Source organism: Sphingobacterium endophyticum, assembly GCF_009733535.1.
In the GTDB taxonomy this organism is placed as follows: domain Bacteria; phylum Bacteroidota; class Bacteroidia; order Sphingobacteriales; family Sphingobacteriaceae; genus Sphingobacterium; species Sphingobacterium endophyticum.
In genome coordinates this window covers 55,497-75,893 of sequence record NZ_SMMI01000007.1, presented here as the reverse complement: position 1 = coordinate 75,893, position 20,397 = coordinate 55,497, and the positions used below count along the sequence as shown (strand labels likewise).

14 protein-coding genes are annotated in these 20,397 nt (G+C 36.9%); 8 read left to right on the top strand and 6 right to left on the bottom strand.

The window, feature by feature from the left end; translation table 11 throughout:
• Nucleotides 1-46 precede the first annotated feature (46 nt).
• The 4 genes from E0Y80_RS10710 to E0Y80_RS10695 all read left to right on the top strand — a co-directional run bounded on the left by E0Y80_RS10710 (nucleotide 47) and on the right by E0Y80_RS10695 (nucleotide 6,870).
• Nucleotides 47-3,538: a TonB-dependent receptor gene (locus tag E0Y80_RS10710; RefSeq protein ID WP_231596018.1), complete on the top strand. Its 3,492-nt coding sequence runs from the start codon at nucleotides 47-49 to the stop codon at nucleotides 3,536-3,538.
• Nucleotides 3,539-3,546: 8 nt separating this feature from the next.
• Nucleotides 3,547-5,244 carry a RagB/SusD family nutrient uptake outer membrane protein gene (locus E0Y80_RS10705; RefSeq protein ID WP_156307661.1) on the top strand — a complete coding sequence of 566 codons (1,698 nt, stop codon included), beginning with the start codon at nucleotides 3,547-3,549 and terminating at the stop codon, nucleotides 5,242-5,244.
• Between the two features lie 18 nt (nucleotides 5,245-5,262).
• On the top strand, nucleotides 5,263-6,096 hold the full coding sequence (locus E0Y80_RS10700) for a hypothetical protein (protein ID WP_156307660.1): 834 nt from the start codon (nucleotides 5,263-5,265) through the stop codon (nucleotides 6,094-6,096).
• A 186-nt stretch (nucleotides 6,097-6,282) separates the two neighbouring features.
• A complete protein-coding gene (locus tag E0Y80_RS10695) occupies nucleotides 6,283-6,870 on the top strand; it encodes an RNA polymerase sigma factor (RefSeq protein WP_156307659.1) in 588 nt (195 codons plus the stop codon).
• Here E0Y80_RS10695 and E0Y80_RS10690 read toward each other — a convergent pair.
• The 5 genes from E0Y80_RS10690 to E0Y80_RS10670 all read right to left on the bottom strand — a co-directional run bounded on the left by E0Y80_RS10690 (nucleotide 6,854) and on the right by E0Y80_RS10670 (nucleotide 10,258).
• Entirely contained in the window at nucleotides 6,854-7,480 is a 627-nt protein-coding gene (locus E0Y80_RS10690; RefSeq protein ID WP_231596017.1) for a Crp/Fnr family transcriptional regulator, read from the bottom strand. The genes E0Y80_RS10695 and E0Y80_RS10690 overlap by 17 nt on opposite strands.
• 11 nt (nucleotides 7,481-7,491) lie before the next feature.
• Nucleotides 7,492-8,871, bottom strand: coding sequence for an MBL fold metallo-hydrolase (locus E0Y80_RS10685; RefSeq protein ID WP_156307657.1), 1,380 nt, complete (start codon nucleotides 8,869-8,871; stop codon nucleotides 7,492-7,494).
• A gap of 41 nt (nucleotides 8,872-8,912) precedes the next feature.
• Nucleotides 8,913-9,218 carry a rhodanese-like domain-containing protein gene (locus E0Y80_RS10680; RefSeq protein ID WP_156307656.1) on the bottom strand — a complete coding sequence of 102 codons (306 nt, stop codon included), beginning with the start codon at nucleotides 9,216-9,218 and terminating at the stop codon, nucleotides 8,913-8,915.
• A gap of 74 nt (nucleotides 9,219-9,292) precedes the next feature.
• A complete protein-coding gene (locus E0Y80_RS10675) occupies nucleotides 9,293-9,706 on the bottom strand; it encodes a DUF6691 family protein (RefSeq protein WP_156307655.1) in 414 nt (137 codons plus the stop codon).
• A gap of 3 nt (nucleotides 9,707-9,709) precedes the next feature.
• A complete protein-coding gene (locus tag E0Y80_RS10670) occupies nucleotides 9,710-10,258 on the bottom strand; it encodes a YeeE/YedE family protein (RefSeq protein WP_156307654.1) in 549 nt (182 codons plus the stop codon).
• Nucleotides 10,259-10,418: 160 nt separating this feature from the next.
• On the opposite strand from E0Y80_RS10670, the gene E0Y80_RS10665 reads away from it, so the two are divergent.
• The gene (locus E0Y80_RS10665) at nucleotides 10,419-11,207 is read left to right on the top strand and encodes a sulfite exporter TauE/SafE family protein (RefSeq protein WP_156307653.1); all 789 of its coding nucleotides are present in this window, start codon (nucleotides 10,419-10,421) and stop codon (nucleotides 11,205-11,207) included.
• Nucleotides 11,208-11,363: 156 nt separating this feature from the next.
• Nucleotides 11,364-11,678, top strand: a complete 315-nt coding sequence (locus E0Y80_RS10660; RefSeq protein WP_156307652.1) for a DUF4342 domain-containing protein — start codon at nucleotides 11,364-11,366, stop codon at nucleotides 11,676-11,678.
• A 122-nt stretch (nucleotides 11,679-11,800) separates the two neighbouring features.
• On the opposite strand, the gene E0Y80_RS10655 is transcribed toward E0Y80_RS10660, so the two are convergent.
• Nucleotides 11,801-12,271: a Dabb family protein gene (locus E0Y80_RS10655; RefSeq protein ID WP_231596016.1), complete on the bottom strand. Its 471-nt coding sequence runs from the start codon at nucleotides 12,269-12,271 to the stop codon at nucleotides 11,801-11,803.
• A gap of 459 nt (nucleotides 12,272-12,730) precedes the next feature.
• Between E0Y80_RS10655 and E0Y80_RS10650 the strand changes: the two genes are divergently transcribed.
• Nucleotides 12,731-18,037, top strand: coding sequence for a translocation/assembly module TamB domain-containing protein (locus E0Y80_RS10650; protein ID WP_156307651.1), 5,307 nt, complete (start codon nucleotides 12,731-12,733; stop codon nucleotides 18,035-18,037).
• Nucleotides 18,003-20,327 (top strand): translocation and assembly module lipoprotein TamL, encoded by a 2,325-nt coding sequence (tamL, locus tag E0Y80_RS10645; protein ID WP_156307650.1) that lies wholly within the window; start codon nucleotides 18,003-18,005, stop codon nucleotides 20,325-20,327. The genes E0Y80_RS10650 and tamL overlap by 35 nt, the downstream gene beginning before the upstream one ends.
• Nucleotides 20,328-20,397: the final 70 nt, after the last annotated feature.

Below are 20,397 nucleotides of genomic sequence, written 5' to 3'. Positions count from 1 at the left end.
CGATAAGTAAACCCTTAATCATTTATAATCCTAATTGTACAAAAATATGATTTTTATACAACAAATTGATTATGGCAGTAGGTCTGCCATACCTAAATTAAAATACTGGGTATTGACCATGAAATTAACCTTTTTATTAACTGTCCTGAGTATCGTAAATGCATATGCGAGCAGCTACGCACAGCATGTCAGTATAAAAGCGAATAACTCACCATTGATCCAAGTGATGCAATCCATTCAGAAACAGAGTGGAATTCCATTTTTATTGAATGGAAAGGATATTGCCAACACCAAGATAAATGCAGACATCAAGAACGAAAAACTTGAACAGGCATTAACCCATATATTCGTTGGCAAGCCAATATCTTGGGAATTAGTTGATGGTACCATTGTCTTAAAAAGATCGGCGAACCAGGTTTCTGCAGAAAACTTAAGCAAATCCTCATCATCAGCTATTCAACAAAGAAGCATTCGTGGAAAAGTTACGGATGAGAACGGAAATCCTATACAAGGAGCATCTGTATTATTGGTCGGTACAAATAATGGAACTACCACAGATTCAGATGGAAATTTCTCCTTGGAAATCACTTCCAATAACCAAACGATCTCTGTTACCTATATGGGTTATTTAAAATCTGAGGTAAGCATTGGTAACCAACAGAATTTCAACATTATCCTAAAAGAAAGCTTAGATGATCTTGATGAGGTTGTCGTAGTAGGATATGGTACTCAAAAGAAGAAATTAACCACTGGAGCAACAATAGAAGTTAAAGGGGAAGACATACAAAAGCTGAGTACCCCGAGCATATTAGAGGCATTACAGAGTCAATCTCCAGGGGTTCAGATTACCCAGAGTTCAGGAATGCCAGGCGAAGGATTCAAAGTGACCATCCGCGGGTTAGGAACGATAGGTAATTCCAGTCCACTTTATGTTATTGATGGTGTTGTAGGTGGAGATATTAATATGTTGAATCCATCAGACATCGAGCGTATTGACGTATTGAAAGATGCTGCTTCAGCAGCAATCTATGGTTCAAGAGCTGCAAATGGTGTGGTACTTGTAACGACCAAACAAGGAAAAGAAGGCAAATTATCTTTACATCTAGACAATTATTTAGGTTTTCAAAACGCCTATAAACTACCTTCCCTATTGACGGCAAAAGAATATATGACCATTCAGGATGAGCGCAGATTTAACGAGGGCTCAGAACCCTATGACTGGGCGAATTTAATTCCAAAGCAATATCAACAGATTATGGATGGAACATGGAACGGTACAAACTGGATTCAAGAAATTCATAATGACAATGCCATTTTACAGAATACCTCGGTTAACTTAATGGGAGGAAATGAACAATCTAAATTCTCCATGGGATATTCAATTACAAACCGTGAGGGTATAATTGGCGCACCTGTTCAACCTGATTTCCAAAGACATACTGCAAGGATAAATTCTGACCATGTACTTTTGAAAAATGATGAATTCAATATTATCAAGTTTGGAGAGAACATTAGTTATGGCTACAATAACCGTTCGGGCATTGGTATTGGCAATATTTATTGGAATGATGTCCATAATATGATGGTTGGAAATCCATTGTTACCAGCTTACAATGAGAAAGGCGACTATTATGATCAGCCGAGTAAGGTTGCGGATAACTGGGTTTTAGATGGAGCTACGTCCAATCCAATGGCAGAAATGGTCTTTCGTCGGGGTCAGAATATGGCTAAAAGCCATAGTTTATTTGCGAATGCTTACGTCGAAGTTCAACCGATCAAGAATTTAATCTTTAAATCAAGCTTTGGTTATAGAATGAGTGCTTCAACGTATCGTCAATATACTGGAGTTTATAATCTATCGACCACCACTTCAAATGCTATAGATGATATTAATCAAAACCAATCTGTAGGCTATAATTGGACATTAGAAAATACGTTAAGCTATCATTTTGAGCCCTTAACTGGACATCAATTCGATGTAGTTGCCGGACAATCCATGGAAAAAAGTGGTTTAGGAGAGGATTTGAGCGTAACGACATCAAATTCATCCTTTCCTGGGCAATGGGATAAAGCCTGGGTAAGTAACGGACAAGGATATGAAGGATTTATTCCAACGGTTAATGGTGTACATTGGCCATTAGGAGCAATTTCATCCGTATTTGGTCGTGTCAATTACAATTACAACGAAAAGTATATGGCCACATTTACTTTAAGAGCGGATGGTTCTTCGAATTTCGCCAGAGGTAATCGTTGGGGATATTTCCCATCGGCATCCGTTGGTTGGGTTGTAACAAATGAAGAATTCCTAAAAGGAAATGAATCCTTGAACTTCTTCAAATTGAGAGCAAGTTGGGGACAGAATGGTAATGCTTCTATTAGCCCATTCCAATATTTAGCAACCATTGCAATCAACAACAAAAATGGATACTATTTCGGGAATAATATGAGTACCCTCCTAAGAGGTGCCTATCCTGATATCCTACCGAATCCTGATGTTACTTGGGAAACTTCCGAGCAGTTAAATATTGGATTTGATTCTAGATTTATTCGCAATAAGCTTTCGGTCGTATTTGACTGGTATAAAAAATCTACGGTAGATTGGTTGGTACAAGCGCCAGTTTTGGCAATTTATGGAACTTCTGCACCATTTATCAATGGTGGTGATATCGTGAATAAGGGATTTGAGTTAGGATTGAACTGGAACGATAATGTTGGTGGCTTCACTTACGGAATCGGTCTAAATGGGGCATATAATCAAAATGAAGTTGTAAAAATTGCCAATGCAGAAGGAATCATCCATGGAGAAGAAAACGTTCTAAGTCAGGGCACCAAAGAAATGTACCGTGCACAGGTTGGTTATCCAATCGGTTATTTCTATGGGTTTAAAACAGATGGTATTTTCCAGAACCAACAACAAATTGATTCATGGAGATCATCCGGAAAAGGCGTTTTACCGACTGCACAACCTGGGGATGTTGCTTTCGTTGATACGAATATGGATGGCGCAATAACAGATGCTGACAAAGTAATGATTGGCAATCCACATCCGGATTTCAGTGGCGGTATGAACTTAACCTTCGGATATAAGGGTTTTGATTTGGGAATTACTGCCCATGGCTCCTTTGGCCACCAGATTGCAAAATCATACCGTTCATTTGCTGATAGTCCATTGCAGAATTACACCACCGAGATTTTCGAAAGATGGCATGGTGAAGGTACTTCCAACAAGATTCCTCGATTAACGAGTGGTAGCCACACCAACAACCAATACATTTCTGATATCTATATTGAGGATGCTGATTTTGTCAAAATCCAAAACATCACCTTAGGTTATGATTTTGCCAAATTATGGGCAAAATCTCCATTCAGTCAAATCAGATTTTATGGTACTGTTCAGAATCTGTACACCTTCACTAACTATAGTGGTATGGATCCAGAAATTGGTTATGGCTATGATAAATCCTGGGTAACGGGGATTGATTTAGGATTCTACCCTCAGCCTAGAACGATCATGTTTGGTTTAAACCTTAAATTTTAATTGTAATCATGAAAAAGACGATAATTATATTGATGGCTTTAGGATTATTTAGCTCATGCGAAAAGTTCCTAGATACAGAAAGCTTCGATAAAAAAAATACAGGAAACTTCCCAGTAAATGTTGCAGATGCTAATTCCATGCTTACAGGAATTTACTCAAGTTTGAATTCAGCGATCTCCAATGTACAAAACAGCCATTTCTATATGGCAGAATTAGCTTCAGATGATCGGTTTGGGGGCGGAGGTGAAAATGACAAGGACATGCAAGGTCTAGATCATTTCATGAATACCCAACCGGATCGATTTTTAACCTTTTGGACAGCAAGATATCAAGGGATTTTCCGTGCCAATACGGCATTGGAGACCTTAGGACAGGTTGAAGGCTGGACGGGCGATGCACAAAAGAACCAATTGTTAGGGGAAGTGCACTTTTTAAGAGCCTTATACTATTTTGAGTTATCTCAAATGTTTGGTGAGGTTCCTTTGGTAACCAGCACTCTAGTGAGCAATATTCCCAAATCACCAGCAGCTGACACGTATGGACAGATAGCAGAAGATTTAAAAACTGCGATTTCCTTAATGCCTTCCAGCCCATACACGAGTGTTGCCTCAGGTCATGCAACAAAATGGGCTGCTCAAGCATTAATGGCAAGAGTATTTTTATTCTATACGGGATATTATAAAAAAGCAGATTTACCATTGACATCAGGGGGAAGCGTAACGAAAGCCCAAGTGATTCAATGGCTGGATGATTGTATAAAAAATAGTGGTCATGACTTGGCAAGTGATTTCAGGAATCTATGGCCATATTCCAATGAATTCACCAAAGTAGATTATAAATATGCTCAGGACAACAATCTGAAGTATGAAGGGGAAGGAAATAAGGAGACTGTTTTTGCAGTAAAATTTGGAACCTTGGTTGACTGGGGGGATCAGTACATGCTTGGATACTCCAATCAATACAATCTACATTTCAGTTTACGTTCGAACAATGGTTTAGCAGGCACATTTCCATTTGGTCAAGGTTGGGGAGCTGGCCCAGTGAATAAGAATCTGTGGAATGAATGGCGCGCGGCAGAACCTACAGATATCCGACGTACCGGTTCAATACTGAATGTGGCAACCGATGTAGATTCATATATTTTTGGCGCAGATAATCAGATGGAAGAGACTGGGTTCTGGCAGAAGAAATATATAGCGATTACGGCCTATGATAAAACGACGAATGCCCTACTACCTTCCTATGCGATACTAGCCAATGCTGCGCAAGCAGAAATGCAATTAGCACATACCCAGGATTTAGTATTGATCCGATTTGCAGATGTGTTATTGATGCATGCAGAATTATCCGAAACAGCAACGAATTTAAATAGAGTTCGTTCGAGAGCAAAACTAAGTTCAGTTACCTATTCATTGGCGGCATTGAAAAGAGAGCGTCGTTGGGAATTATCATTTGAGGGATTGCGTTATTTTGATTTAATGAGGTGGGGCGATGCTTCGGCAGCCTTAGCGAAACAAGAAGGTGTGGATATCAAAAACAAAGGAAAAGACACGAAGATGAAAGCATTTGGAGGTGGATACAAAGCCAGGTTTGATGCTACAGGAGGTTTTTGGCCTATTCCAAGCTCTCAGATTGCCTTATCGGAAGGTGTTTTAATTCAGAATAAAGGATGGGGAGATTCAAGCAATGAGTTCCCGGGTTGGTAATATTTAATTTATTTACGCATGAAAAATTTAATTTATATCATCATATTTTCGGTTTCATTGCTATTCTTTCAAGGTTGCGAACCCATTGAAGATCGGATGGAATTGGGCTCTGCCATTACAGCAGAACAGCTGGATATCTCGGCAACACTTGTAACAGTGAATGGAAAAGCCAGCAATAAAGCCGTTGTTAACAACAATAGTCCTGTGCTATCATCTTGGGATTATGGTACAGGTGTTACACAGAAAAAAACGGATACAGTATTATTAGTCTCCACTGGAGAGAATGAGATCATCTTTACCGGATTAAATGCTGACGGTTCAAAAATTAGCAAGTCATTGAAGGTTAAAGTAGATGAATTGACATTTCCGGTACCTCTAGAATGGGGTATGCTGACTGATGGTAAGGATAAAACTTGGGTTTGGGATACGACTAAACCTGCAGTATGGGGAAACGGAGGCTATATGGGTAATGATGGACCAGCATGGTGGACATTGAAAGAGTCTGATATCAATGGACAAGCTGCAGGAGAAGGTACAGGAGCCAAAATGGTTTTTTCTCTAAGGGGTGCAAAGCTCACAAAAGTAAAATCAGATGGCAAATCTGAGACTGGAAGTTTCTCTTTTGATATGACAAAAAAGATTACGCTAGACAATGGTACGGTTTGGGCCAAAGGGAAATTAACAACCAAAGGTGTGACCGTTCTATGTGGGAAGTCGCCAAATGAAGGCGGAGCTCCTGTTTATGAGTATGATATTTTAATCATCAATGGAAAAGAACTCGTTTTAGCCTATCCAGAACCAGGAGTTGGACCATGGGGAACGGCATGGTTCTGGAACTTTAAAGCGCAATAAAATTCGAACTTGATCACCAGAAGGTTTACTATTTTAAGGTTTAAGTTAATAATTGACTAAAGGTCAGGGGATTCCCTGACCTTTCTTAAATCTACAAGCTTAAAAAAAAGCTTAAAAAACTTCTTTATTTGTCAAATTAACATTAAATTTATATGAACCAATATTAATAACCGATTAATCAGGAAGATGATTGATTTTGACAGGGAAGTCACCAACTTACAACAAGGCCAGGAATCGGCTTTATGTTTTTTCATGGATCAATATAGCCATGCCCTGCACTTTCATGCTTATAAATTTGTTAAAAATAAAGATGTAGCCCGTGAAATCGTCTCTGATGCATTTGTAAAACTTTGGGAAAGGAGATTAAATTTTGATTCTGAAGAACGTATAAAGTCCTTTTTATACCTAGTTACTCGAAATGAATGTTTAGATTATTTAAAGCAGAGCCGGAATAAATATCAGCATGACGAGGAATTTTTAGTAGGACTAGAATCCACAGAAGAAAACATTTTAACGAAGATTATATACACCGAATTGATCGAGTTGATTGTTAAGGAAATTGAGAAACTACCCAAACAACAAGGGCAGATTTTTCAGCTGTCGGTGTTAGAAGGAAAAGAAACAGAAGAAATTTGTGAAGAATTAGGGACAACTGCAAGTAATGTATATTTCTCCCGATCAAAAGCAATTTCTACGCTGAAAAAGGTTTTTAAGCATAAAAACATTTCATATTATCAGCTTTCATTGCTTCTTTTTATTATACCAGAACTCTGATTTCGTTTCTCAAGAGCACGATTTTATCTTCGTTTTCCAATTTCTTTAAAATCCTAGAAACGACCACCCTAGAAGTATTTAAGTCAATTGCAATATCCTGATGGGTAACCGTTAAGATTCTATCTTCAGTCAGGCGGACCTTTTCTTTCAAATAGCTCATGATTCGATCTTCCATTTTGGAGAACGCCAAATTATCAATAGCCCCCAGCATTTCATTCATTCTTGAGGAGTAGCTATTTAAAATAAAACTCCTCCAAGAAGCATATTTTGCTAACCAGTCATTGAGGAACTGATTAGGAATCATTGCTACAGTAGTTTCCATTTCAGCCTGAGCCCTAATTTCACTTTGTTTATTGCCGATACAGCATGCGATTGACATGGTACAGGTCTCTCCTTTTTCAAGATAATAAAGTAATAGTTCACCTTCCTTCTCATCCTCGCGCATTATTTTGATTGCACCAGTAAGAAGCATAGGCATCGCTCGGATGTATTGACCGATATCCACGATTATTTCTCCGGTTTGGAAAGTTTTTAACGTAGCAACCGCCTCAATTTCTTCAATTAAGGCGGGTTCTAATATTCCTGTATAAGCAGTTTCAATCAGACTCATACTCAAATATACTATTTTGTCGTTTCTTTACCTTGTTTTTTCCAATCGAGAAAACTGCCGGCATAGTTAAATATATTTTGAAAACCATTTTTCTCCAGAAACGAAGCAGCGATGGTTGCCCTATCTCCAGATTGGCATTGAATGATTATTTTTTTATCCTGAATATCCGTAGGCAAAGCTTTTTTTAATGAGCCTATAAACCTGTGTTCCGCATTAGGAATATGTTCTGCAGTATATTCAGACTTGCTACGCACATCGAGAAGGACGGTATCCGGATCATTTTTCATGGATTCAACAGTATCCGCATTAATAATCGTTGATGAGACGAGATTAGAACCATCCAAGTTTGTAATATATCCTTTGATATTATCCATTCCAATACGCATTAATTTCCTAGTAATCTCATTTTGGTTACCCTCATCAGCTACTAATACTAGGTTTTCATCATAACCGATCATCCATCCTGCCCAATTAGCCAATGAATTGTTATTTTGAATGTTGATAGAATCCTTTAAATGCCCTTCAGCGAATTCTGATTTATTTCGAGTATCTATTATTGTGATATTTTCTAATTTTTCAGCCTTTTCAACTGTTAGATTAGGATGTTCAGGAACATCAACCAAAAGCGGTCTATCTACTTTGTTGAGTTTTTTCATCATGGCAAAGTAGGTTGGCGCTTCAGGTTGATCGCTTAAAAGGTAATTTTTAAAGCCTTCATAATCATCTCCAAATTGAAAAGCCCAGTTTCTAATCTTCTCATATCCAACGGTACTACTAGGAACAGCACCAAGAGCTTTTCCACATGCAGAACCTGCACCATGACCCGGCCATACCTGAACATAATCAGGAAGAGCAGCAAATTTCTTTAAAGATTGAAACATTTGTTCAGCACCAATATCTTTGGTCCCAATTAATCCAGCAGCTTCTTCCAAAAGGTCAGGTCTACCGATATCTCCAACAAAAACAAAATCACCTGTAAATATCATAACAGGTTCATTTGAAGCCGGGTGATCCCTTAGTAAGAAACTTATGCTTTCAGGAGTATGTCCTGGGGTATGCATAACTTCTAGGGACAGGTTTCCCACCGTAATCACATCGCCTTCTTTTAAGCCAATATGAGGAAATTCATATTGCCAGTTATCACCACCTTCATCAGAAAGATACATTTGTGCCCCAGTTACTTGAGCCAATTCTCTTGATCCTGCAAGGAAATCAGCATGAATATGTGTTTCAGCAATGTGAGTAATCTTCATATTATTTTGCTTTGCAATTTCCAAATAGGTATCAATATCCCTTTTGGCGTCAATTACAATAGCTTCATTTTTTGCCTGACAGCCAATAAAAAAACTGGCTTGGGCTAAGGTTTTATCATAAACTTGTTGAAAAAACATAGATTTTCCTTTTTATATATGATTCAATATTCTGTTTTAAATTATTTGTTCTGTATCCAAGAAAGGTATCCCCCTTCAAGGTCAATGATTTCAGTAGCGCCTAAATTTTCCAATATTTTAGCTGCCAGCTGGGACCTAACCCCTGCGCGGCAGTATAGGTAGATTGGCTCTTTAAAATTCAGTTTTTCTTTCGCTAATTCTTCAAAATTTGAAGATTGAACGTTTATCAAAATTGATCCTGGAATATTTCCCAATTCAAATTCCATTTCATTTCTAACATCGACCAGTTGAACTGGCTGGTTTTGGATCTGAGTTTTGAACTCAGGATATTTAATAATTTTTATCATCACTAATTGTTTAATATAACAAAGCTAATTCAGTAATACATTAATTTTCGCAACAATTGTTACACAACAATCTGTTAATGAGGTAATTTATCTTTAACTAATCCGTAAAGGTAAGTTCCCAGAATTGCAAAAGCAGCCACAATAAGCATTGGAAACAGTCCAGCGCCGATAAGAACAAATATTGGACCTGGACATGCACCAACAAGTGCCCATCCTAATCCAAATAATATACCACCGATTAAATATCGAGTAATGGATTTATTTTTTGGATGTATAACAATTTGATTCCCATGTATATCCTTTGCTTTTTTACGTTTTAAATATTGAACAACCGGTAATCCGACTAATAGAGCTGTTGCCATGAATCCATACATATGGAAGGATTGAAAGTTGAACATTTCATAGATCCTAAACCAAGATGCTGCTTCGGCTTTGTACATTGCCATACCGAATATGACTCCTAATAATATATATACTAATTTTCTCATGTTTTAAAATATAAGGGGGAAGAATACATGAACCATCAATAGTCCACCAATAAAAAATCCAATAACTGCAATTAAAGAAGGTAATTGGAGGTCGCTCAATCCGGAAATAGCATGTCCAGAGGTACAACCACCAGCATATCGAGTTCCGAATCCAACAAGCAGACCTCCGACAGCCAATAGGATTATATTTTTATTAGTTAAATGATTAAAAATTTCTGTTGGGGAGTATGCTTTACCTGCACTTTCAAATCCTAAAGCGTTTAATTGTGTCACGGTTTCTTGCGAAATTTCAGGCACTTGATTGTCTGATAGATAATTTGCAGAAATGAAACCACCTATAATAGCACCAATTAAGAAAAGAAGGTTCCATTTTTGTTTTCTCCAATCAAATGCAAAAAAACTACATGATTTTCCAGCACCCAATACCGAGCAGATATTTCTAAAGTTAGAAGAGAATCCAAAACTTCGCCCTAAAAAAATTAAGGCGATCATTACCAAAGCGACAATTGCACCGCCAATGTACCATGGCCAAGGGCCCATTAATAATTCCATATTTTCAAAAAATTAAAGTGCAAAACTACTGACAACAATATATCAGAAGAGTAACCAATGTTACGTATAATCTGGTAAATACTAATACCGTAAGCTATGTAACTAATGTAACTGACCAATGCTAATCTTTCCTTCAACTTTGCAGAACAAAAATGAAATAATGGAATACATTGGATATTTAGCAGCAGTAGGAATTGGCATATCACTAGGATTAATTGGCGGAGGTGGAAGTATATTAACAGTTCCTGTTTTGGTTTATCTTTTTAAGATTGAGCCACTAATGGCAACCTCCTATTCCTTATTTATCGTTGGAATAACCTCTTTACTGGGTGCTGGACCATATTTTAAGAATAATCTGATAGATTTTAAAACTGCATTATACTTTGGACTACCCTCAATATTGACAGTCTTTTTTACCAGGCAATATTTAATTGACCATATTCCGAATATATTATTTCACTTCGGGGAAGTTGAAATCAGCAAAAACATGGGCATTATGCTACTTTTTGCAGTATTGATGTTATTTGCATCCTATAGAATGATCAAATCTTCACCTGAAGATAAAATTCAAAAGCAAGGTAATCAAAAATTGTTACCACTCATATTACAAGGAGCGGGAGTAGGTTTGATCAGCGGGTTAGTTGGTGCAGGTGGTGGATTTTTAATTATCCCGGCCTTAATAATTTTCAATCAGATGGATATGAAGACAGCAGTAGGAACATCCTTGTTGATCATAGCGGCAAATTCATTATTTGGATTTATTGGTAAATTAGAAATTGCGCAAGTAAATTGGGAATTCTTACTAACCATAGCAGGGATTGCCATCATAGGGATTTTAATAGGAACGAGAATAAGCCAAAACATAGATGGGAAAAAATTAAAACCAGCATTCGGGTGGTTTGTTTTAATCATGGGATTGGTAGTCATTATACAAGAATTATCGAAATAGCATCATGTTGGAAATTTTACCGATGAATTCTTGTCAATTACCGAAAATATAGACGAGTTGACCTAATCCCATAATTAAGAATGTTGTACAACTATTATCTTTGAATATCAAATTAAAGGAGTGCAACAAATTGTGTATCAAATAAAACAAACAACTATGTCAATTAAAGAAACATTCTCAGTAACAGGAGAGAACTTATTAAAAAGAATCAAGGAATTAATCGCTGAAGGAAATGTAACTAAAATCAGCATTTCTGATAAACATGGAAAAGATATCATGAGTTTTCCAGTAACCTTGGGAGTAATTGGAGTGGTATTAGCGCCGATTTTCGCAGCAGTAGGTGCTTTGGCAGCATTGCTTACAGAGTGTAAAATCACTGTTGAGCGTACTGATAAAACTGAAACTTCAGAAACTGAGGAGGCACCTCAAGCAGAGGAGCAAAAACAAGGTACAGATATCGAAGTACACTAATCCGTTTAGATTTTTAGATTTTTTACAGTAAAAAGCCGCATCAAAATTTAATATTTTGATGCGGCTTTGATTTTTATATGAAAAATGTTTTTTGCTATTCAATATTGGATCTTATGGATTGATTATAAAAGAATAGCATCTTTCACTTCCACCTTGGTCCAATATTTACTATACTTTTCAATAGCATCCAAATGGATTGGGTGGGTTTCATAGGTATTGATATCATCCATTGTATCAAAAGTTACCAGCAATAAATAGGAATAAGAATTATCAACCACCGGACGGGGGTGGGTTGGAGCAGGTTTACCAACTTTTAGAGTTCTTGCCGTAGGCACTTTTTTAAGTTCTTCAAAGAAGTTTAAGAAATCTTTATCTTCTTCTGCTGTAATACCTTCTTTTAACCAAAAATACACGGAGTGAATAATTAATCCGGTATTTAAACTATCCTTATTTTCTGCTGTTTTTGATTCTGTTTGCATAGCTTCTGTGTTTTCTGTTTTGTTGTTGTTTGATTTTTCATTGGCACAGGAAGCTAGAAACGCTCCAGAACTAGCACCAACGAGTAGTGATGTAATAAAATTTTTCCTGTTCATGTTTATTATTTAGATTGAAATAGGTATATAAATATAAGAAATCTTTCCATTAATTGTCTGTTCTACTGTTATTAGATTTATTATTTCTTAAGAAAAACGGCATGGTCAATTAAGTTCTAAAATATTACAAAAGGATTTATTCCTCCATATAAAGCCTAGAACTTATTATGAAAAAATAAGAAATAAATAGCAATTAATTATTGTTTAGATTAAAATTTATTTCAATATTAATAAATCTAACTACTTACCATAAACAAATTGATTATTAATAGAATATACGGCACATCCCTTGCTTCAATTCACCGAAAGACAATAAAGATTCATGGGATATTTTCCTTTTCAAACTCTATATTTGCAGTAAATTAATACCGCAATTAAAATGATTTATTTATAAACAAATGCGGCGATTAAGTGTTTATAGGGGATACAATAATAATTATAAAAGAATAGAATCAGGCTTTGAATAGATTTGGACGAATCGTATTAAAAACTGTCTTGTGGATAATAGGTTCCATAATAGCATTAATTTTACTTTTAATTTTTCTAATACGCCTACCATCGGTACAAAATTATGTTGTTGGTAAGGTATCCAATTACCTAGAGACCAAGCTTGGCACACAGGTGGATATCGGCCATATTTATATTAATTTTCCTAAAAAACTTGAGTTAAATGATGTCTTTTTTGCAGACAAGTCAAAGGATACGCTTATTGCAGGAGAATCCTTAGTCGTTGACATCAATATGTTCAAATTACTGAAGAATACCGTTGAAATCAATGAACTCCAGTTAAAAGGAATAACAGCAAAAATTAACAGAACATTACCAGACAGCAGTTTTAATTTTGATTATATCGTTGCAGCCTTTGCAACAGAGAAAGAAAGTACAGCAACAGCTGATTCAGCCTCTGCCCTCACATTTGATATTGATAAAGTTCTTTTCGAGCGGATAAAATTCGCCTATAAGGACGACGTCATAGGAACATCTGCAAACATATTCTTGAATAAATTTAACACAAGGGTTTCCAAATTTGATTTAACGAACAATATGTCATTTGGCATGCCTGATGTAAAAATTGACGGTCTAACAGCAGACATTAAACAATGGGCGGTTATTACCAAACGAGATTCCGTTAAAGCATCCGATTTTGGTATTACCAATACTTCAGTCGAGCAAACTTCTTTACTGCCTAATATTGATATAAAAACCGTCGATCTGAAAAATATTTTCATTAGCTACGACGACAAGGCGATCAATATGCTCAGTAAATTTGACATCAAAAATTTAGCGGGGAATATTGAACAGATTGATTTAAACAAGGAGCTTGTGAAGCTTAAAGAAATTAAGCTTAGTGAATCCGATTCAGAAATCCTGTTTGGAAAAACCACGCAGGAACATACCTTTGATGATCAGGCAGATACGACCAGCTCATCCGTAAATTGGAAGGTTGGAGTTGATAAATTGGTTATTGAAAAGAGTAATTTTTGGTTTAAGGACGACAATCAGCCTAGGACCAAGGGAATTGATTACTTCAACTTAAAATTGACTGATTTAGCTGGAGCAATGGACGACATTTATTATTCAGCAGATTCAATTTCAGGTAACCTTAAAGGATTATCGGTAAAGGATCATTCAGGATTTGATTTAAAGCAATTAAAAGGCGATTTCGTTTATACCAATACAGGGGCTACGATTAAGGATCTATTAATAGAAACGCCCAATACTTTAATTCAGGATGAAATAACCATCTCCTATCCTTCCTTGGATGCGGTTTCCAATAATCCGGCATCCATGACCATCGATGCGAATATCAAGAAAAGTCATATCGATATGAAAGATATTCGGTTCTTAGCCCCTGACCTTGAAAAAGAGGAGGTTATGAAACCATTGATGACTAAGAGGTTTTATATCGATGGACGAGTGATGGGTAAACTAAATGATTTAAAAATCCCCCGATTTGAATTCAAGACCTTAAATAATACACATGTAATTGCAACTGCCTACATAAAAGGATTGCCAGATACAGATAAACTCTATGTTGACCTGGATCTTAAAAAATTAGTTACCGGCAGGAACGACCTCAAACAACTCATTGCTCCTTCACTCCTACCTGATAGCATAGAATTGCCAAGAAATATCAGCTTGACAGGTAAATTTAAAGGTGGAATGTCAGGATTCGACACTGATATGAAACTTATTACTGAGCAAGGAAATGCAACCGTGAATGGTAAGTTGAATATGGGCAGGGACACCACTTACAATGCTTTTGTAACCATAGACAATTTTAATTTAGGACAATTTCTGAAGCAAGATTCCGTATTGGGAATTATTTCTGCACAGGCTCAAGTAAATGGAACAGGATTAAATCCTAAAACTATGTCTGCGGACATATTAGGAACCTTAAACCGTTTCGATGCGATGGGTTACAGTTATAAGGATGTAAATTTTGATTTAACTGCCCGTTCAGGAGATATAGCTGGAACAATCAATAGTCCGGATCCTAATATAGATTTGGATGCCACAATCCAAGCAGATATGCGTGGGCAATTCCCAAAACTGTATGCTGAAATGATGATTGACAGCATTAATTTCAAGAATTTGAAGTTAATGGATCAAAATATCAGATATCATGGTAAGATAATCGCTGATTTTGAAACCTTAGATTTAGATAATCTTAATGGTTCACTGTTTGTCACCAATTCTTCAATTGCCTATGAAAAGGATTTGTATGCATTAGATACCGTAGCATTAACGGCACAATCTGATACTGGCAAAAACACGTTGATCCTGAGTTCAGAGTTATTAAATGCCCACTTGACAGGTGATTATAAACTAACTGAGTTGGGTTCTTCGATATCTGATATTATTCAAACCTATTACAATCCTTCAGGGATTCATCAGAAATACGAATATTCACCGCAGCAATTTGAGTTTTCTGCCCGACTAAACCATTCAAGAATCCTTCGGGAGTTTCTTCCAGATTTGGAAGAAATGCAGGATATCACGTTGGATGGTACCTTTAATAGTGCTGACCATAATTTGATGGCCAAGTTGCTTGCTCCAAAAATAACCTATGCCGGTACAGAAGTTGAAAATGTCGGTATGGACATCATAACGGCCGATAGTACGCTTTACTATAATGCTTTAATAGGCCATATTTTAGTCAACAATATTGAATTACGCAATACCGTAATGAGTGGTAGTGTTGTAGAAAACAAGGTTGACTTTGGTCTTTGGATTAAGGATAAAGAGGATAAAGAACAATATCACTTAGGGGCGAACATGATGGTTGCCAATAATAGCTACAACATTTCATTGAAAGAAGATGGATTGATGTTGAATTATGAGGATTGGGATATTGAACCTAACAACCTGATTAGCTTTGGAGAAAAAGGTGTTCGAGCTTCGGGATTTGTGCTTTCAAAAGAAGGTCAGGAACTGAGAATACAATCACAAGATTCTACCTATAATTCACCGATCGATTTAAGTTTCAATAATTTTAGAATTGAAACTATTACTGAGATGCTACAATCGGAGACATTAAAAGTGGGCGGTGGAATAAATGGTAATGCAACAGTTTCCCGTTTTGAATCCAACCCAGTATTTGTATCGGATTTAACGATTGATAAGTTTTTCTTTGGAAAGGATACTATCGGAAATGTGGCATTAAAAGTTAATAACATCAAAGAAAACACATATTCAGCCGATGTGAGGATTACAGAGAATGGGAATGATGTCCATCTCATTGGAGATATCATAGCACCACCTCAAGGCGATATGCAGATAGATGCGACTTTAAACCTTAACCCAATGCGTATGCAAACCATACAGGCATTTAGTTTAGGCAATTTAAGAGATGCACAAGGCGATTTATCTGGTGAATTAAAAATCACTGGCACAACGTCTGCACCACGAATCAATGGAGAATTAACTTTCCATGACGCAGTCATCAATGCATCAATGTTGAATTCAAACATGCGGGTTGATAATCAGAAGATTTACTTCAACGATCAAGGTATTACCTTCCGTCAATTTAATCTGGTTGATTCTAAAAACAATGTAGCAAGATTGAATGGAACGATCAAAACCTCAACATACACCGACTTTATTTTTAATCTGAACTTAACGACGGACAATTTCGAGGTTATGAATTCCACGAGATTGGATAATGACCTTTTCTTTGGAAAAATGTATGTTACCTCGAACCTCCGAATTACTGGAGACTTAGATAAACCGAGCATTGATGGAAACGTAAAAGCCAATGACAATACTGACTTTAATTTTATTGTTCCTAATGAGGATCCAGGTGTTGCACAGCGCGAGGGAGTCGTTAAATTCGTAGATAAGAGTGATACTGCTAGGGCGAATGTTTTTGCACAGCTGGACTCGATGACTACCGTATCGAGTAAACTATCTGGGTATGATATTGCCTTGAACCTAACGACTGATCCAGACGCTAAATTTAAAGTCATTCTTGACGAAGGAACTCAAGACGCCTTGAATATACAAGGTGTGGCAGAGATCAACACCAGTATAGATGCCAATGAGAAGATTACCATGTCAGGGACCTTTACGGTTGAAAAAGGTGACTATACCTTTTCATTTGGACCTATTTCAAAGGATTTCAGCTTCCAAAAAGGGAGTACCATTACTTGGAACGGGGATCCGTTGGATGCCCGCTTAGATATAACGGCAGTTTACACAGGTAAGTTTGCAACCTTAGAGTTGGTTCAGAATCAGATTTCTTCGGAAAGCCAAAACCTTTATAAGCAAAGGGTTCCATTTAACGTTTTATTGAAATTGACTGGAGAATTGTTTAAACCTCAAATTAATTTTGACATTGATTTAGATGAAAATAATGCCATTGTTTCTCAAGATGTAGTTAGTAAGGTTAACATTGCATTATCTAATTTACGTGAAGATCCGGCTGAACTGAACAAACAGGTCTTCTCTTTAATTGCATTAGGCCGTTTTATGTCTGCAAATCCATTTGAGAGTTTATCCGGTGGTGGCACAGAAGCTATGGTTAGAAGTACAGTGAGTTCATTCTTAACAGGTCAGTTGAATAATTTAGCATCTGATTTAATTAAAGGTGTCGAACTAGATTTCAACTTGAACTCAGAAGAGGATTACTTAACTGGAAATGCTCAGACTAGGACCGACTTAAATGTTGGTGTTTCCAAAATGTTATTTGATGATCGTTTAAAAATCACGATTGGTTCAAATTTCGAAGTTGAAGGAAATACGAGACCTGGTGAGAAGGCATCTAACATTGCTGGGGATATTACGTTGGATTACCAACTTTCGAAAGACGGTCGTTATTTTGCACGTGTCTATCGTAAAAACCAATATCAAGCTACACTACAGGGACAATTCGTAGAAACAGGTATTGGATTTATTATCAATATGAGCTACAATAGGTTTAGAGAATTATTTATGAATTCGAAGGCCTTACAAGAATATTATAATACAGAAAGCCGTGGATTTAGAAGAAGATTTGATGTTGAAAGAATGGAGACGGACTCAGTTTATCGTGACTCTGTTCGCTTAGTAATCCGAGACAGCCTGATGCTACATAGCCCTGAATTCAGGAAGCGTATGGAAGAAAGAGAGATAGAGAGAAAACAGCAAGAATTGAAAAAACAGGAAGACAGTACGGCTGTTCCTATTGACAGCACAAATAGGCCGAACAGAGATACAACAAATAAGATTGAACCGAGCGCAGCTATTAAAAATGAAGAAGAGGAAGGAGGCAATAATGAAAATTAAACATTTATTAGCCTTTTCTATGGGATTAATGCTTGTGGCAAGTTGTAATCCGACAAAATACATTGCAGAAGGCGAGAAATTCTATAAAGAAGGTGATGTTGTAGTACACAACGACACAATAGAGGTGAAACGCAAGGAAGCATTTGAGAACCTATTGGAGAGCTCCCTACTTCCAAAACCAAACAGTAAACTATTAGGAGTTTATTTTAAGGTAGGATTATGGAATATGGGTGGCGGCCCAGATTCGACCAACAATTTTATTCGAAAATGGTTGAAAAAACAAGGTCAAGCCCCTGTTTTATTGAGCGATGTAAACCGAGAATACAACGAAAACTTACTAAGAAATAAAATGGAAAACCTTGGATTTTTTAATGCCAGGGTTTCTTCAGACACTTTGATCGATGGAAAAATGGCAACCGTAAGATACGATGCCTTTCCAGGCCATATTTACCGGATTAATGAGTTAAAATTTGATGTTGACAGCAATTCTAGATTGGGAAAATCTATTCTTGAATGGAAACATGAAACTTTACTGAAACCCGGCAGCAACTACAATTTAGATGTTATCTTGAACGAAAGGGATCGGATTGACGATAAACTGAAGGACCGGGGATATTATTATTTCAGTCCGGACCACTTGTTAGTGGAAGTTGATAGTACCATTGGCGATCACAAAGTGAATATGTATGTGACAGTCAAGCCGGAAACCCCAAGACAAGCCAAAGAACCCCAACATATAGGTAACGTTTATGTATTTGCAGATTATGTTGAAACCAGCGGGAGCAATAAAAGAAGGGTACCAAGGAGTGTTGAAAAATTTGATGACAAGTTTTACATAATTGATCCTAAAAATAAGTACAGAAAAAAGGTTCTTGCCAATCACCTATTTTTGGAGCCTGAAGCTATGTACAATCGTTGGAATCACAATATGACCATTAACCATTTGGTTAATTTGAATACCTTTAAGTTTGTAAAGAACGAATTCGTCGATAGCCCAGATTCTACCGATCACCTAGATGTTTATTATTACCTTACTCCTATGGAGAAAAAATCCATCCGTTTGGAATTGGTAGGAAAAACTGCTGCTGTCTATAATGGAACTGAGGTTACGGCAAACTGGTCTTTAAAGAATGCATTTAAAGGATTCGAGAATTTAACAGTTTCTATTTTTGGTGGTTATGAAACCCAAACAGGTGGAAACGTGAATTTAAATTCAAGTTATATTCGCTATGGTACCGAGGTAGGAATTACCTGGCCAAGATTATTATCTCCATACAAATGGACTACGGGAAAACAATATATCCCAAAAACATTTTTGAAGGCAGGATATGAGTTTTTAAATCGTCGGACAGCCTACACCTTAAATTCCATGACCCTGAACTATGGATATGCCTGGAAAGAAAACCAACAAAAGGATCACAACTTAACCTTAGCTGAGATTATCTATGTTCAACCTAGGGGAATTTCAGATGAATATAGGGCCCAAATGGATACAGTCCCTACCCTACGTCATATTGTAGATCCTCAATTCTCTTTCGGTCCAAATTATGTTTACACGTTTACCAATACCATGGAGAACAAAAAGCATACATTTTATGCCAAAGCGGGATTGAATACATCAGGAAATATCCTAGGACTAATTCAAGGAGCAAACTATAAAGAAGGAAAAATTAAGGAAGTCTTTGGTACTCCTTATTCTCAATTTATCAAGGCTGAGGCCGATTTAAGGCATTATTTGAAAATATCACCAACCTCTACTTTAGCGTCGAGGGTAATGATCGGTACCAGTTACTCCTATGGTAACTCCTGGTCCTTACCTTATTTGAAGCAATATTTTACTGGGGGTCCTAATGGATTGAGGGCATTTAGGGCACGTTCGGTAGGTCCGGGATCATCCTTACCTGAGAATTTAGGGGAAGACAATTTCTTTGCAGACCAAACAGGTGACTTTAAATTGGAGCTCAACACCGAATACCGTGCAAAAATTGCGGGGATGTTGCATTGGGCAGCTTTTATAGATGCGGGAAATGTCTGGTTGCAAAGAACAGACGAGAATAAGCCTGGAGGAAAATTAAGTAAGGATTTCATTAGTGAATTGGCTGTTGGTGGCGGTTTAGGCTTAAGATTAGATTTAGATTTCTTGATTCTACGAACCGATTTTGCGATTCCATTTAGAGTACCTTATCGTCCAAAAGATGACCGTTGGGTATTTAAATATATTGATATTCGAGATAGAGATTGGAGAAGAGACAATTTAGTATTCAACTTAGCCATTGGATATCCATTCTAAAAGAAAAGAGCAACATAAAAAATGTTGCTCTTTTTAATTTAAAGGTAAGGTCGAATTTAGATTATGATTC